The organism is Bacillus sp. NTK074B (genome assembly GCF_017303375.1).
GTDB lineage: Bacteria > Bacillota > Bacilli > Bacillales > Bacillaceae_B > Rossellomorea.
Map to the genome: position 1 here is coordinate 123,843 of NZ_JAFKOH010000010.1, position 14,871 is coordinate 138,713.

The 14,871-nt window shown below is 44.0% G+C and carries 15 protein-coding genes; 11 read left to right on the forward strand and 4 right to left on the reverse strand.

Features of this window, described 5'->3' with window-relative positions:
- Positions 1–16: 16 nt before the first annotated feature.
- The 3 genes from JI667_RS16800 (at position 17) to JI667_RS23195 (ending at position 4,461) form a co-directional block, all read left to right on the forward strand.
- On the forward strand, positions 17–565 hold the full coding sequence (locus JI667_RS16800; protein WP_206857262.1) for a DUF2815 family protein: 549 nt from the start codon (positions 17–19) through the stop codon (positions 563–565).
- A gap of 5 nt (positions 566–570) precedes the next feature.
- Positions 571–2,520, forward strand: coding sequence for a DNA polymerase (locus JI667_RS16805; protein ID WP_206857263.1), 1,950 nt, complete (start codon positions 571–573; stop codon positions 2,518–2,520).
- Positions 2,521–2,706: 186 nt separating this feature from the next.
- On the forward strand, positions 2,707–4,461 hold the full coding sequence (locus JI667_RS23195; protein WP_368077916.1) for a VapE domain-containing protein: 1,755 nt from the start codon (positions 2,707–2,709) through the stop codon (positions 4,459–4,461).
- 141 nt (positions 4,462–4,602) lie between these two features.
- Here JI667_RS23195 and JI667_RS16815 read toward each other — a convergent pair whose 3' ends face one another.
- Both JI667_RS16815 and JI667_RS16820 read right to left on the reverse strand, forming a co-directional pair.
- Entirely contained in the window at positions 4,603–5,223 is a 621-nt protein-coding gene (locus JI667_RS16815) for a DUF7686 domain-containing protein (protein ID WP_206857264.1), read from the reverse strand.
- Positions 5,224–5,381: 158 nt separating this feature from the next.
- Positions 5,382–6,107, reverse strand: coding sequence for a Fic family protein (locus tag JI667_RS16820; RefSeq protein ID WP_206857265.1), 726 nt, complete (start codon positions 6,105–6,107; stop codon positions 5,382–5,384).
- Between the two features lie 223 nt (positions 6,108–6,330).
- Here JI667_RS16820 and JI667_RS16825 point away from each other — a divergent pair, with 223 nt between their 5' ends.
- The 6 genes from JI667_RS16825 to JI667_RS16850 all read left to right on the forward strand — a co-directional run bounded on the left by JI667_RS16825 (position 6,331) and on the right by JI667_RS16850 (position 9,837).
- Entirely contained in the window at positions 6,331–6,894 is a 564-nt protein-coding gene (locus tag JI667_RS16825; RefSeq protein ID WP_206857266.1) for a transposase, read from the forward strand.
- A complete protein-coding gene (locus JI667_RS16830) occupies positions 6,884–8,425 on the forward strand; it encodes a YifB family Mg chelatase-like AAA ATPase (protein WP_206857267.1) in 1,542 nt (513 codons plus the stop codon). Before JI667_RS16825 ends, JI667_RS16830 begins: the two co-directional genes overlap by 11 nt.
- Before the next feature lie 36 nt (positions 8,426–8,461).
- Positions 8,462–8,722 (forward strand): DUF4160 domain-containing protein, encoded by a 261-nt coding sequence (locus JI667_RS23200; protein WP_368077917.1) that lies wholly within the window; start codon positions 8,462–8,464, stop codon positions 8,720–8,722.
- An 11-nt stretch (positions 8,723–8,733) separates the two neighbouring features.
- A complete protein-coding gene (locus JI667_RS16840; RefSeq protein ID WP_206857270.1) occupies positions 8,734–9,033 on the forward strand; it encodes a DUF2442 domain-containing protein in 300 nt (99 codons plus the stop codon).
- Positions 9,034–9,191: 158 nt separating this feature from the next.
- Positions 9,192–9,356 (forward strand): hypothetical protein, encoded by a 165-nt coding sequence (locus JI667_RS16845; RefSeq protein ID WP_206857272.1) that lies wholly within the window; start codon positions 9,192–9,194, stop codon positions 9,354–9,356.
- Between the two features lie 196 nt (positions 9,357–9,552).
- Positions 9,553–9,837, forward strand: coding sequence for a hypothetical protein (locus tag JI667_RS16850; protein WP_206857274.1), 285 nt, complete (start codon positions 9,553–9,555; stop codon positions 9,835–9,837).
- Positions 9,838–10,146: 309 nt separating this feature from the next.
- Here the strand turns inward: JI667_RS16850 and JI667_RS16855 are convergent, their stop codons facing one another.
- Together JI667_RS16855 and JI667_RS16860 are read right to left on the reverse strand one after the other, a co-directional pair.
- Positions 10,147–10,872 (reverse strand): toxin regulator, encoded by a 726-nt coding sequence (locus tag JI667_RS16855; protein WP_206857276.1) that lies wholly within the window; start codon positions 10,870–10,872, stop codon positions 10,147–10,149.
- A 308-nt stretch (positions 10,873–11,180) separates the two neighbouring features.
- Complete coding sequence (locus JI667_RS16860; RefSeq protein WP_206857279.1) at positions 11,181–13,280, reverse strand: GDYXXLXY domain-containing protein; 2,100 nt, start codon at positions 13,278–13,280, stop codon at positions 11,181–11,183.
- A gap of 173 nt (positions 13,281–13,453) precedes the next feature.
- Here JI667_RS16860 and JI667_RS16865 point away from each other — a divergent pair, with 173 nt between their 5' ends.
- Together JI667_RS16865 and JI667_RS16870 are read left to right on the forward strand one after the other, a co-directional pair.
- The gene (locus tag JI667_RS16865) at positions 13,454–14,404 is read left to right on the forward strand and encodes a hydroxyacid dehydrogenase (RefSeq protein ID WP_206857281.1); all 951 of its coding nucleotides are present in this window, start codon (positions 13,454–13,456) and stop codon (positions 14,402–14,404) included.
- A 126-nt stretch (positions 14,405–14,530) separates the two neighbouring features.
- Positions 14,531–14,869, forward strand: a complete 339-nt coding sequence (locus JI667_RS16870) for a UxaA family hydrolase (protein WP_206857283.1) — start codon at positions 14,531–14,533, stop codon at positions 14,867–14,869.
- Positions 14,870–14,871: the final 2 nt, after the last annotated feature.

The following is a 14,871-nucleotide window of genomic DNA, read 5'->3' on the forward strand; positions in this document are numbered from 1 at the left end:
GAGGAGGAAATAAGTAATGGTAAAAATCACAATTGGAACAAAGGAAAACCCAGTACGGTTCAGTTATGCGAATGTACATCAAGCGGTCAGTGTTAATGGAAGTGACCTGAAGTATTCAGTAAGCATCATTATCCCGAAGTCGGATAAGAAAACCATCAAAAAGGTAAAAGATGCGATTCAAAAAGCAACTCAAGAAAACAAGGACAAGTTTGGTGGCAAGGTGCCTTCGAATTTGAAGACGCCCCTGCGGGACGGGGATGTGGATCGTGAAGATGATGAGGCATATGCGGATTCCTATTTCATTAATGCCAACAGCAAGATTAAACCAGGAATTGTCGATGCGGATTTAGATCCAATCATGGACCAAAGTGAATTTTATTCCGGTTGCTATGGACGAGTTAGTTTGACTTTTTATGGGTTTAATGTAAATGGAAATCGCGGGATTGCAGCGGGTCTTCAAAATATTATGAAGACGGATGATGGGGACCCGCTTGGTGGCCGTAGCAGTGCTGAAGCAGATTTCGGTGATGACAGTGACGATGAAGAAGATGACATCCTAGGTTGATGTCTATGAAGCTATTATCTATTGATATAGAAACTTACAGTAAGGTAGACCTCATTAAATCTGGGGTCTATGCCTACTGTGAATCAGATGATTTTAAAATTCTACTCTTTGCTTATGCCGTTGATGATGAAGAGGTACAGATCGTTGATTTAGCCTCTGGCGAAGAGATACCAGATGACATTTTAAAAGCAATGACGGATCCAGCTGTGATAAAGACAGCTTACAATGCCAATTTTGAACGAACGTGTTTAGCCAAGCACTTTCATAAACCAATGCCGCCAGAACAATGGCGATGTTCATCGGTTCATGCTCTAATGCTTGGCTTGCCTGGTTACCTTGATGGGGTGGCGAAATGCCTTAGGTTTAAGGATCAGAAAATGAAGGAAGGGAAAGCCTTGATCCGCTATTTTTCAGTTCCTTGTAAACCTACCAAAGTGAATGAGGGAAGGACCCGCAATCTTCCAGAACATGACCTGGATAAATGGGCTACTTTTAAAGATTACTGCAAACAGGACGTAGAGGTCGAGAGGCAAATCCGAAAGAAGCTAGAGGCCTTTCCCATCACGAAAGTCGAACAGAAACTTTGGGAATTGGATCAGAAGATCAATGATGAAGGTGTTCTTATTGATAATAACTTAGTCACAAATGCCATTCAGGCAGATAAGAAATTTCAGGATCAGCTCTTTAAAGAAGCTGTGCGTTTAACAGGACTTGAGAATCCGAATAGTCCAGCGCAGTTAAAAGGTTGGTTGTTAAAGCAGGGGTTAGAAGTTGATAGTCTTGCAAAGAAAAATGTCGAAGCACTGATGAGTGAAGTGGAAAAACCAAAAGTAAAGCGCCTGTTGGAATTAAGACAAGCAATGTCCAAAACATCAGTGAAAAAGTATGAAGCAATGAAGCGCTCCATCTGTTCTGACCAAAGGATTAGAGGGTTGCTCCAATTCTATGGGGCTAATCGGACAGGCCGCTGGGCTGGTAGACTTGTTCAAATTCATAACCTACCAAGGAACAGTCTAAAAGATTTGAAGATTGCAAGAGATCTATTGATAACAGGTAACTATGATACTTTAGAACTTCTTTTTGAGAGTGTATCGGACGTATTATCACAATTAATCCGAACGGCCTTTATTCCATCAAAGGGCCACCGTTTTGTTGTTGCGGACTTTTCAGCAATTGAAGCAAGAGTGATTGCTTGGCTTGCTGGAGAGCGTTGGCGAATGGATGTGTTTCAATCACATGGGAAAATCTATGAAGCCTCTGCTGCACAGATGTTTAAAGTTCCCATTGAAACAATAGATAAAGGTAGCCCACTGAGGCAAAAAGGTAAGATTGCTGAATTGGCTCTTGGATATGGTGGCTCTAAAGGGGCTTTGATGCAGATGGGGGCTTTAGAAATGGGCCTGACTGAAGATGAACTTCCGGACTTGGTTTCTGCTTGGCGAGAGGCTAACCCAAATATCGTGAAACTTTGGTGGGGTATAGAAGCTTCTGCAGTTAAAGCTGTGAAGGAAAGAGCAGTCGTAAAGATGCAGTATGGTCTAACTTTTCATTACACCAAAGGGATTTTATTTATTACGCTGCCATCTGGTCGGTCCCTTGCTTATGTACGGCCCAGAATCGGGGTGGACGAGCGTTTTGGAAAAGAACAGCTTACTTATGAAGGAACGGAACAAGGATCCAAACAGTGGGGAAGGATTCCTACTTATGGTGGAAAGCTTTCGGAGAATATTATTCAGGCAATTGCTAGAGATTGTTTAGCTGTATCGATGCTTCGGTTGGATGAAGCGGGATACCGCATTAATTTCCATGTCCATGATGAAGTCATTCTTGATGTTCCTATCGCAACTGGGTCAATGGAAGAAGTCGAAAACACAATGGGTCAATCGATTGATTGGGCACCTGGTCTTCCTCTTGGGGCGGATAGCTTTGAAACCTTCTATTACAAGAAAGATTAATATTCGGACAGGAGCGATGGCGATTGGCTGACATGGATACAGTGAAATTTCTAATGCACTTAAAACGGTACAAAGATGTACTACCAAAACAAATGATGAAAACATTGAAAGGTCAGGCTCTTTCCTATGATTTGGAAGGAGCCAAAAAAGGCCTGGGTACTGTGTTACGAAGGAGGGCTGGTAGATGTGAAAGAGCTCAGTGAAAGAAGGAGCCATAGTTTAAAACATGATGCAAATCTTACGATTGCTACCGGAAGAAATCGAAAAGAACTGAACTGGAAAAATCGTGAAATGCTCTGGTCTGAGGTGGTTCAGAAATTAAGCAATACTGTTAGAACACACGAAGCATATGAGGAATATAAAAAGCTTTCCAAATCAAAGCAGGATGAGATTAAAGATGTGGGTGGATTTGTCGGTGGCACCCTAAAAGGTGGCAGAAGAAAGCATGACAGTGTGGTTTGGCGGCAGCTTGTTGCTCTTGATGCTGACTTTGTGAAAGGGGACTTGTGGGCATCTGTTGAGACCATGTTTGGCTACGGGTGCGCTATGTACTCTACTCATAAACACCATCCAAAGAATCCAAGATTGCGACTTGTCATTCCTTTATCCAGACCAGTTACCGCCGATGAATACGTACCGATTGCTAGAAGGATAGCTGCTGACCTCGGCATTGATTTTTTTGATGATACCACCTATCAAGTACATCGGCTGATGTATTGGCCATCGACATCATCTGATGGAGAGTTTGTCTTTAAATTGTTGGACGAGCCATGGATTGATCCAGATGTTGTTTTGGCTAGATATCCAGATTGGAGAGATTCTTCTTACTGGCCGGAAAGCTCAAGAACTGTTCACGAGCGAAAGAAACTCGCTGATAAGCAAGGAGATCCTAAATCTAAGGAAGGTGTGGTCGGTGCTTTTTGCCGGACTTACACTGTCACCGATGTGATTGATAAATATTTAAGTGATATTTACGTTCCTTGCGAGGATCCAAACCGATATACGTATTCAGCTGGTTCCACAGCTGGTGGACTGGTGATTTACGAAGATGGTGACTTTGCCTACTCTCATCATTCTACTGACCCTATTGGTGGAAGGCTTTGTAACGCATTTGATTTAGTTCGTATGCATTTATTTGGTGACCTGGACGAAGCGGTGAAAGAAGGAACGCCAATCAATCGATTGCCTTCGTATAAGGCCATGGTAGAAGAATCGTTAAAGGATAAGCAGGTCAAACTAACCCTTGGTAAAGAACAGTTGAGCCTTGCTGCAGATGATTTTGAAGATGAAGAAATGGAGTGGCTATCAGAACTAACGAGGGACCAGAAAGGAAATATCGTCTCCAGTGCTCCAAATGTCATCCTTATTCTTGAGCATGATCCAGCTCTAAGGAATCGAATTGCAATGAACGACTTTGTGCATCGGGTAGTCATAAAAGATGATTTGCCATGGCGGGGTGTTGACCGTGGAGAGTATTGGTCTGATACGGATGATGCCAGTTTGCGGAATTACCTTTATTCTATTTACGGCATAAAAGGAGGGGGTGTTATTGCGGATGCTTGGAGTGAAGTGGCAGTGAAATATGCCTTTCATCCGATTAAAGATTATTTAAATGATCTTGTTTGGGATGGTCAGGAGCGGATTGAAACCTTACTGGTAGATTATCTTGGTGCTGATAATAATGAGTGCGTCCGAACATTTACTCGGAAAATTATGCTTGCAGCAGTGACAAGGATTTATAGACCGGGTGCCAAGTTTGATTACTGTGTTGTCCTTGTTGGCCCTCAAGGTGTGGGGAAGAGTTACATTATTAAGCTTATGGGCAAGGAATGGCACTCGGATTCCTTGATTACTGTGAAGGGCAAAGAAGCCTATGAACAGCTTCAGGAATTTTGGGGTCAGACCCCCGCTCAGCTAAAGTGCACAGCGTTAGTGTGTTAAAGTGTAGTGTTTGTTGGCAGAGGGTTTATGTGGTTGGGGGGAGAATCTTTTTCCCTTATTGTTTTGGATTGCCAAGGTTTTTACCTGGTTACGCCATCGTGTTAACTAATTGAACAGTAAGGTTCTTTTATTCAGAATCTATTAATCTTGCATGTTCACTTTATTATCATTTGGAATCCTAATGTTGGGGTCAGACCCCCACCCAGCTCCGGTCATGTCCAACCACTTTATTTTCATTTGGAATCCTTCAAAGGATGTGACCATTTGCCCAAGTTGTTCCAATGTATAGGGTTTTCCGTCAAGGATGATCAATGGGGTGTTTCCATTTGACATTTCATCGTATTCGACTCTGCCTATTACTTGATCGGTTGCAATGACTTCTTGTTGATGCCCGTTTGGAAAGCGATGCAGCTTCAGACTTGGTGAATGGACTCTCTGGATGACTTTATCCATCAGTAGGTTAAATAACTCTTTTTGATCACAGTTCAACTCCCCGTGAACAGCGAATTGATATCCATGGATGGTGTTTTCATGGGCTTTAAGAAAAATCCCCAAAGGATCCAGTCGTCTATGCACATTGAAGGTACGTTTGTTTCCTTCATAATCTTCTACTGTAAAGGACTGGACCATTGCATCAAGGTTAACTCCCAGTTCCAATTCCATCATGTGATTGTAGCAGGTTACACAAAACTTCTTTACATCTTGTTCAGAGGTCAATCTTATTCTGGTATCCCTTTGATTACAAACATCACAAACTTCCATGTTTATGTACACCCGCCTTTTCTGAATAACGTGGTTCTTCCTTTAGATCGTGACATTTATATCTGCAATGGGAGTAAGCGCTGTTCATTAAGTCACCGTCCGTACAGATGATCTTATATAACGCCTTTTCGATTATGAGAAAAGGCGTTTGCCGTTTTTTATAAAACGCTTAGATATAGATTTAGCGAATCTTCAACTTCTAAAGCGGTTAGGCGAATGAAGTCGTCAAAGTTTTGAGTCGTGTGGGATTTATCGAGTGCTTCATAGTAAGCAAGTCGATTCTGTATTTTGAAAATGATGGGAGCATATCCAGCTTTCATTAGTTCAAGGTTGAGTAAGAGGCGGGACGTACGTCCGTTGCCGTCTATGAAAGGATGAATACCAACGAAGATTGCATGCAGCTTGGCAGCCCTTTCAACGGGATGAAGGTCTTGTGCCATGTGAGTAAACCATTTCATCATTTCTTCCATTTCCTCTTGAATACGAAAGTGAGGAGGCGGTGTATGCTCTGCCCCTGCAATGAAAACTTGCTGATCTCGATAAATGCCGGCATAGTCATCATGAATCCCTTTCAGTACCAGGCGATGAAGGTTTTTAATCTGCCATTCAGAAAAAGGTTCGTCCTTTTGTACGATGTCTTCCACATAAAGGATGGCATCCCTATGATTGATGACTTCTAAATGTTCCCTCATGGTTTTACCACCGACAGTAATTCCTTCAAGAACCACCTTTGTTTCGTTCATTGTCAGCGTATTGCCCTCAATCGCATTAGAATGGTAGGTCCATTCCAATAACATCTTTTCCCTCAAGCTTTTCAACGTGTGCTTTGGTAATGGCCTTTTTTGATCCAGTTGCTTTTTCTTTTCTTCTATGACCGTAAACATGGTGTCTTCCTCCTCCTTTCATATCCATTTATTTAATATAATTTCTCTATCTTCATTATAGTGGAGAAAGAATAAGAAGCAAAGGGAGAGTTAGGAATGACGGTAACGATTAAAAGGTCTAGAGTTTGAGGTAAGCCCACTTAAAATGTTTGACAAGTCCTTTTCATAGGTATAAAATTAACTTTATTAGGAACATATGTTCTGTTTTGGAGGGAGGAAAGAAATGTCGAGAAAACTCCGAATCTGGTATCCTGGTGCCATGTATCATATCACGGCAAGGGGGAATAAGCGTGGTGCTTTGTTTTATGATGACTGCGATTATTTTACCTACTTGCAAATCCTTGAGGATGTCCGCTTTATGTATCCCTTCGTATTACACTCCTACTGCCTCATGACCAATCACATTCATCTGCAGATTGAAACCATCGACCATCATATTCAATACATTATGAAAACACTCCACTCCCGATATGCTGTCTATCTGAATCGCCGGATGAAAACGGTGGGACATCAGTTTCAAGGCAGATACGGGGATGAGCTGATTGAATCCAGTGAGTACTTTTTGGAAGTCAGTCGCTATATCCATCGAAACCCGTTGGAGGCAAAGATGGTCATCCGCTGTGAAGACTACCCCTGGAGCAGTTATTCTTCTTATATTACACCTTCGCCTAACCCTCACGTTGATCCTACTAAAACATATTCTTTTTTTCTCGAACCTGTTCATATCAGTTACCAATCCTATGTTGAAAATAAACTTGAAAAGCGGGGGAGTCTCTATGACAAGTAAAGTGACAAGCATTGGTTTGAAAGGCTTGGAAGGCTATAAAGTTAGCGTAGAAGTGAGAACCATGCAGGGGTCGGAATCATTCGTCATTGTGGGCTTACCTGATGCCTCGGTGAAAGAGTCGAAAGAAAGAGTGACGGCTGCACTGCATGGGTTGGGATATTCCCTAGTCAATCAGAAAGTCATCATTAACCTGTCCCCGGCCGAATTGAAAAAGACTGGTCCACTTTATGATTTATCTATGGCTCTTGGAGTTCTATTGAATATGAAGGAGATTACTGTTCGGAGCCTGGAGAACACCGCTTTTCTTGGTGCTTTATCCTTGGATGGTGGTGTCAGGGCTGTCGAAGGGATGCTCCCGGCAGTGCTTGCTACGAAGAAAGTGGGAGTGGAAAAGGTTTATATGCCATTTGACGAAGAACTTCCTTTACTCGAAATAGACGGTCTTCAAATTGTGTATGTCTCCTCCTTGGATGAAGTCCTTCAGCACCTTTCCGGCCAGAACATCCTCCCATTTTTTCCACAACCTCGTAAAGAGGAACAAGATCACACCGACTATATTGATTTCCACCAGATTATCGGGCATTCCTATGCTAAACGGGCACTTGAAGTGGCGGCAGCAGGAGAACATCATCTGTTCATGACAGGTCCTCCAGGGTGCGGAAAGAGTATGTTGGCGGAAAGCTTTCCCTCCATACTTCCCCCGCTTACAAAGGACGCTCAACTGGAAGTAATGAGTTTGTATCAGCTGAGTACGAGTATGAGCCGGTATTCTTCTCAACCGCCCTTCAGGCATCCCCACCACTCGTCGTCAGGAGTTTCCATTATCGGAGGAGGGCAACACCCAAAGCCGGGTGAAATATCCCTGGCCCATCGTGGCGTCCTCTTTTTGGATGAAATCGCCGAATTCACAAAGAAGACGCTGGATATGTTGCGACAACCTCTGGAAAGAGGAGACATCACCATCTCAAGAGCTCATTCTACCCTTACCTACCCAGCCACCTTCATCCTGATAGGGGCCATGAACCCTTGTCCCTGCGGATACCTTGGTTCCCTCACTCATTATTGCACCTGTACACCGAAGCAGATCATCGCTTATCAAAATCGATTATCCGGTCCCATTCGTGATCGGTTTGATATTTTTCTAAGCCTTACTCCCGTCCAATTGAAAGATCGTGTGCATGCTGAAAAGGAAGGTTCTCTATCTGTCCAACGACGCGTGAAAGAGGCTAGAGAAAGGCAATACGACCGCTATAGTGAAGAGGTATGTAATGGAAGAGTGGATTATCAAAGGTTACTGAAGAACAGTCCAGACCTTGAGGAACACCTTCCTTTCATACACAAACTGTCATCCAAGCAGCACTGGAGCAACCGGATGCAAGTGAAGGTTCTTCGCCTTGCAAGAACGATCGCTGATTTGGACGATTCAGTAAAGGTAATCGAACAGCATATGTGGGAAGCGGTCAAGCTGCATAGAAGACCGCAAAGTGAGAAACACCATGGTGCGCGAGTGATTGGTGAATCTTTAACTTAATGACATAAAGAAAGAAGGTGGAACAATCGTATGCCAATGATCAGCAAATTTGGGGGGATTACCATACATTTGTATTACAACGATCATGATCCTCCTCACTTTCATGTAATTTATGCTGGATTTATGACAAGAATAGAAATAATGACAGGTGAATATGTAAGAGGAGACGACGCTTTACCCGCAAGCAAAGAGAAGATTGTTATGAAATGGCTTCAGCTTAATAAAGGTGATATGATGAAGGCGTGGAATGACTGCAGGCGTAATGAAGCACCTTGCAGGATACCACCCCTAAATTAGGAGGTGTTTCAATGATTCTTGTAGATAACGTAGCTACAATTCCTGAAATGGACGGGTGGTTACTGATTGATTTCACAGATGGATCGAAGAGGTTCGTAGACATTAAACCTCATATGAAGGGTATTCTTGAAAAACTGAAAGACCCTGAATTTTTCAGTAAGGTGTATGTGGATGATGAGTTGAAAACCATCACTTGGCCAGGAGAGCTCGATTTGGATCCAGATCAGTTACACAGAGAAGGAATCGACCTAAACGAAATTAAGAAAATTATTGAAGTAGCGAAGAATACAAATTTATTGGAACGAGCTTGATGACAAAGCGAGGGTAGAGTACCCTGGCTTTTTTTGTTTTCATTTTTAAAAATAATTTCCTCACCAGGGTGTCCTATTTCAGGGTGTATGTGTGGATACTGCTTCGTGCGGGACAGGATGGGACGTATATTCACGGGAATAGCAGGATGTTACATGACATGAGTGAGTCGCTTTGGTATTACAATGGGAAGAAGCTGGACTGGTATTCGAGGGAGTGGATCAGGGATTGTCTTGTTAGGTTGGAGGGGTATGGATTGATTCGGAATATTGAGGATGGGGTTGTGGTGACGTATCGGGGTGGGGAAGGGCCGCCGGGGAGTTAAACAAACGTTTGGTTGAGGGGTGAAAATGCAGAGACTAGAGTGGATAAGGGGTTAAACGTATGTTTAGTAAGAGAGGGGAAGGTTCTCGTGTGGACTTTAAAATGCTTAGGGATAGGAGATGAACCTTCTAAGAACCCCTGTTAAATTTAGGAATAAAAAGTACTTTAGCACCATATTTTTAAATGAGGTGATGAAGATGGAGATGCAAAAAGAACTGAATGAAGTTCATTCAGGTGGAAATGGCATGGCGGTGTCTGCGCTTGTTCTTGGGATTGTAGGTCTCGTCCTTGGACTCGTGCCGTTTCTCGGGTGGTTCCTGTTGCCGGCGTGGGTTCTCGCCATCGTGTTTGGCGCAGTGGGTTTAAAAAAGAATCAGTCGAAAGGTATGAGTTACGCTGGACTTATTCTAGGTATTGTCACATTCCTTTATAAATTTGGTTTCTGGATCCTTGTCGCTGCTGGATCCACTGCAGGGATGTAAAGGGTATCCCAGGGACGATTCTCTTGCTTCCAATCAGACAGTTCCTATTCGCTGATTTATTGGAAAGCGTCCTCCAGCTTTATCCGAAAAGGACACTAGTGAAGGATTATTTCACTAGTGTCCTTCCCTTGCTTCCGTTTAATATTTTCCCTGAAAGCTTTGCGGCAGGAAGTTTAAGAACCGTTCCTATGCTTCATAAATGAGCAAGAGCACCCCGAAATGGGGGTGCTCTTGCTCATTTTGTTCATTTTCTATTCCACCACCGTAAACTGTTCAGCAGCAGCCTAATCGAGAAGTACGCCATTATCTCTACTGCTCAACCTTTTCCACCAACATACTGGGAATGGAAATGTTCCCACCCATGGTTGATTCGTATGTTAAGAGACCGGCGGATAATCCCATAACGGTAATGTTGTCATCTTCCAAGACCCTCTGCTTCACGACGCTTGATTCATATTGGGCAAAGATGATGGTGTCGTAGTCATCGTTTACGGCGATTCTGAGTTGTGTTGAGCCGTCACCTTCCATCACTTGCACGACTTTCCCATTGAATTTGATTTTCTCTCCGATGAAATCATCGGGTGTTCTGGCAAGTTGGTCGTATGTGATGCCCGTGTCATAGCCTTTCTTTTCTTTTTCTTCCGCTAACCGCTTTTCTTCGGCTTCTTTCTTGGCTTGAGCTTCAGCATCTGCTTTCTCTTCCGCTTCTTTCCTGGCTTTTTCAGCCTCCTCTTTAGCCTTTACTTCCGCTTCTCTTTGCTTGCGCTCAGCTTCAGATAAAGCAAAGTACGGTTCTGCTTCCTCCACTTTTGTTGAAAGTTCCTCATTCTTTGCCGAAAGTTCCTTATTACTTGTCTCAAGATCTTTCACTGAAGCCTTGCTGGCCTCCAGCTGGCCGGTCAGGTCAACCTTTTCCTCATTTAATATGTCGATTTCTTCCTGTGATGGACCGATTGCCGACCCGATAACAAGAGCCGTCAAAGCCACTACTATGTATTTCCAGCTTACCTTTACAAACGATTTCAATTTCTCCATGTGTATCTTCCTCTCCGTTTGATGGATATAAATAACCATATGCTGGAGGGGTGCTTAAAAGAATGAAAAACCATGGGGACAGGTCCCATGATTTCTTTTTTATCAGTCAAAAAACGAAAGGCTCGCTCTTTAAAAGGTACCCAGATGATCATCAGTTGGATATCTCACAGCTTCATGGAAAGGAATGACAAAAGATGTGCATAAAGAAATGGAAGCCAAGGGGACAGGTCACCCCCTTGTCTATTTAAAAGGTTAGTAGAGCGAGAACAACCCATACTCTACCCTGGGAAGGGGAAGTCCCCCTGCTTCTACCGCAACCTCACCAACATCCCATTCCCCTTATCACTCACCCTCACCACCGCAGCCTTCACTTTCCCCTCAATATCCATCCCGGTTCCTTCCGGGATGAAGAAATGTTCAATTCCATAGGTGATCTGCACGTGATTGTCCCAGTAGCTGGTTACCTTTCCGTTCAGGAGGACATCCCCGGTTTTCGTTTCATATGGCGTATTCCATTTCCCGTTAAAGCGATATACACCTGCATATTCATGGATGCCCTGTTCATTTTCACGTAACACGACTGTGACGGGACCGGTGTCATCGATGGACGTGTCTTCAAGCTGGGAAATCCCGTAGTTCAACTCCACATAGTCACCCTGCAGAAGAGATCTCGGATCAACGGGTTGAAGCTCCAGTATGATTGTTTCGCCGTTTTGTAACAGGGTTTCGTTGGAGTAGACTTGATACCCGATCCATCCACCTTGAAGGAGTATGATTAGGAGGATCCCAAGCTTTTTTCCTGCAAGAATGGAGTGTGCGGACTGTCCAGATCCGGTCTTCCTGTCCAGGTGAACAGCCACCACCAGGAATATGACGCCTAATACGGCCAAGAGCAGGGATTTATGGACAAGCTTCCAGGCCAGTTCGTAATACAGCTGGACGAGTAGCAAGAACCAGAAGATCAGTGACGAGACCCAATAGAAGGTGCGGTCCTGTTTTTTGAAATAGTAGACGCATCCAGTTGTGATCAGGAAAAACAGAGAGTTATAGATGACATGAAGCATGGTCGAAAGATCGATAGCCGTTAGCCAGAAGAACGTAAGGAACCCAATAAGGTATGCTCCATATTGGAGGACATGCTTTTGATAAGTAATAAGGTACACGGTCGTGTTCAAAAGGACCATCACCAAAAGAAGAGGATGTAAGCTAAGTCCTATCGTCCCTCCAAGAAAGATCCCCACGTTCAACTGAAACAGAAGGTAGAACACAAGCTTCAGAGCGGCCCGTTTCTCGAAATAAAACACAAAGGCCAGAACGATAAACACCACAAACGAAAAGTCATCGACGCTACTGGCGATCATCCCGATAACGATGCCGGTCATCATAAGGGAATATTTGACGGGGGATGGCCAGTTCGTTAGCGTGCTTGGAATGACAAGCAGGCCCGTGGCGAATAGGAATAACCCGACCATCGAAACATCCACCATGAGAAGGGAAAGCAGACCGAAAACAGCTGCCACGATGAAAACAGAGGCGATGGTCGTGACGCTTGCGACGAAGATGGTCTTCGTCCAATGCCGGGATGAGGTATGCTTCCTTAAATAGTTCACTAGGAAAACGCTCCCCGTTAACAAAAGAACTGCGGCAAACAGGAGACCGATAAAGAAAAGGCTGGATACATACCGGGCCATCAGCTCAAACATTTTGCTGATGATAAAGCCTGTTCCAAACATCGAAAGAAGAATGAAGATGGATGTGTCTTGATGAAAGTATCTGTAGACGCCGATGGCCAGAATGACAACATAAAATAGGGTGAAGAAAGGGGCATATTCGTTATTGAATGCTGTGACCATGAAGAGGAGATTGGCTGCAATCAGTGTCAGGTACAGGAGCGTTTTGGATGCGATGTACCCTTTTTGTATGAGTAGGAAAAAGAGAGTGTTCACGATTGCTACCGCGAACGCGATCCACGTATAGGCGAGTGTCCAGTGCCCAAAGGGAGTCGAAGGGAACAGATAAAAATAAATCGTCAGATGGAGGAGCATATGGGTTAACGCGTAAAACCCGCTGTATCTTGTGTACAAGCTAAAGAAGAATGCCGGGATGGACCAGACAAGAAATAATAGATAACTGTCCGCATGGGAATTGTACAGCTGTCCGAGTAACGCAACGGACAAGCCGAAGGAAATCACCCCGCTGACCAAGAGCCAGTTAGATAAGAAATGGGCACCCTTTACCACACGGTCCACCACAAAAGCAGCCCCATAAAACAACACAATCAACAATCCCGCCAAAGCCACCTTCTCAAGCCGGGAAAACACCTGCCAGTTAGAAGCAAAAAAATAAAGTGCACTTGCAAGCAGAAACACAACCCCGAATAAATACGACAGTGAGACCACTTTCTTCATACGGTTCACCCCTTTTTAGTTCTTATTTTACTATATGAGGGGGGAGAGGAATATAGGAACTCTACTCCCCCGTCAAAAAATATTGACCCATATAATGGAACATGGTTAAATGAAAGGGAGGTATTGGTTGGGTCACTCAGCCAAAAGAGGAACTATAAAAGGGGGAAGGTTATATGAAAGCATTGATTACAGAACTGATTTGGAAAGAGGGCATCAATGAGCTTGAAGATCAAGGGTTCGAAGTGGATTATGATGAAACCCTTTGGGCAAACAAGGATAAGCTGCTGGCTGTAATCCCTCAATATGACGCGGTTATCGTACGTAATCAGACCAAGGTTAATCGGGAGCTGCTGGACGCCGGAATAAGACTAAAGGCTGTTGGGAGGCTTGGTGTAGGGTTGGATAATATAGACCTTTCATACGCAAAGGAAAAAAAGGTACAAGTCGTGTTTGCCCGGCATGCCAACGCCACTTCAGTTGCGGAGTATGTGATGACGGCTATCCTGAGTGCGTCAAGACCTCTTCATTTTGCTCATGAGGATGTCCGGAGTGGGTCCTGGAATCGAAAGAGGTATACGGGTGAAGAGATTTCTCAAAAAACCATCGGGTTGGTAGGTCTTGGGGAGATCTCGCATCGAGTGGCAAGGCGTGCTGGCGCTTTTGGCATGAACGTCATCGGCTACGATCCCTTTGTAGCAGACTATGACCATATCGTATCGGAGACAGGCGTCGGGCTAAAGGAATCCCTTGATGATGTCTTGAAAGAAGCGGATTTCGTATCCCTTCATGTCCCCCTCACCAAATCGACTCATCATCTGATTTCAACATCCCAACTGCACTTGATGAAGTCTTCTTCTACTATCATCAACACTTCACGGGGCGGCATCATCGACGAACAAGCCTTGGCAGACGCCCTTCAGCATGGGGAAATCTCAGGGGCTTATCTTGACGTATTGGAAGTCGAGCCGATCCAGGAAACCCACCCCCTTCTTCTTTGTGAAAACATCACGATCACTCCACATATTGCAGGTCTGACGGAAGAATCCCAGGTACGCACATCCTTCTTAGTGGCAAAAGAAATAGGGAAAGTATTAAAGGGAGAGCATTCTCTTTGTACCGTGTGAATTTTGTCGAAAATAAATTCTGAAAATTATAACTATAACATTGACTGGAGCTGAATGTGGTGGTTTAATAAAAGTAGTTACATTAAGTGGTTGGGTCACTCAACCAATTAAAGGGAGGCAGTATTCATGAGTCAAAATGGTCAAGTTGGAGCAATTACGGAAGAGAAGGAAGGATCAGCTGTCAGCACACATAAATTTCTCATCCATCATAACGGGGATCATGTAGGGGTGGCGACGACTCCGATCCAGGCAGGAGAGAAAGTGGTTGGAATCTGTATGGATGACAATTCACAGGTGGAAGTGACATCGAATGGGGATATACCACTAGGTCATAAGATCTCACTGGTTTCATTGGAAAAGGATGAGCCGGTCATGAAATACGGGGTTCAAATCGGACTAACAACAGAAAAATGGGAAGTGGGCGACTACGTTCATACTCATAATATTAAAACGGCGAGGTGGTAAGG

Coding starts and splice junctions, on each gene's coding strand:
- JI667_RS16815 (WP_206857264.1), bottom strand. CDS start 5,223: ATGGAAGTTTGTGATGTTTGTAATCAAAGGGATACCAGAATAAGATTG.
- JI667_RS16800 (WP_206857262.1), top strand. CDS start 17: ATGGTAAAAATCACAATTGGAACAAAGGAAAACCCAGTACGGTTCAGT.
- JI667_RS16865 (WP_206857281.1), top strand. CDS start 13,454: ATGAAAGCATTGATTACAGAACTGATTTGGAAAGAGGGCATCAATGAG.
- JI667_RS16855 (WP_206857276.1), bottom strand. CDS start 10,872: ATGGAGAAATTGAAATCGTTTGTAAAGGTAAGCTGGAAATACATAGTA.
- JI667_RS16820 (WP_206857265.1), bottom strand. CDS start 6,107: ATGTTTACGGTCATAGAAGAAAAGAAAAAGCAACTGGATCAAAAAAGG.
- JI667_RS16860 (WP_206857279.1), bottom strand. CDS start 13,280: ATGAAGAAAGTGGTCTCACTGTCGTATTTATTCGGGGTTGTGTTTCTG.
- JI667_RS16805 (WP_206857263.1), top strand. CDS start 571: ATGAAGCTATTATCTATTGATATAGAAACTTACAGTAAGGTAGACCTC.
- JI667_RS16850 (WP_206857274.1), top strand. CDS start 9,553: ATGGAGATGCAAAAAGAACTGAATGAAGTTCATTCAGGTGGAAATGGC.
- JI667_RS16840 (WP_206857270.1), top strand. CDS start 8,734: ATGATTCTTGTAGATAACGTAGCTACAATTCCTGAAATGGACGGGTGG.
- JI667_RS23200 (WP_368077917.1), top strand. CDS start 8,462: ATGATCAGCAAATTTGGGGGGATTACCATACATTTGTATTACAACGAT.
- JI667_RS16830 (WP_206857267.1), top strand. CDS start 6,884: ATGACAAGTAAAGTGACAAGCATTGGTTTGAAAGGCTTGGAAGGCTAT.
- JI667_RS16870 (WP_206857283.1), top strand. CDS start 14,531: ATGAGTCAAAATGGTCAAGTTGGAGCAATTACGGAAGAGAAGGAAGGA.
- JI667_RS16845 (WP_206857272.1), top strand. CDS start 9,192: ATGAGTGAGTCGCTTTGGTATTACAATGGGAAGAAGCTGGACTGGTAT.
- JI667_RS16825 (WP_206857266.1), top strand. CDS start 6,331: ATGTCGAGAAAACTCCGAATCTGGTATCCTGGTGCCATGTATCATATC.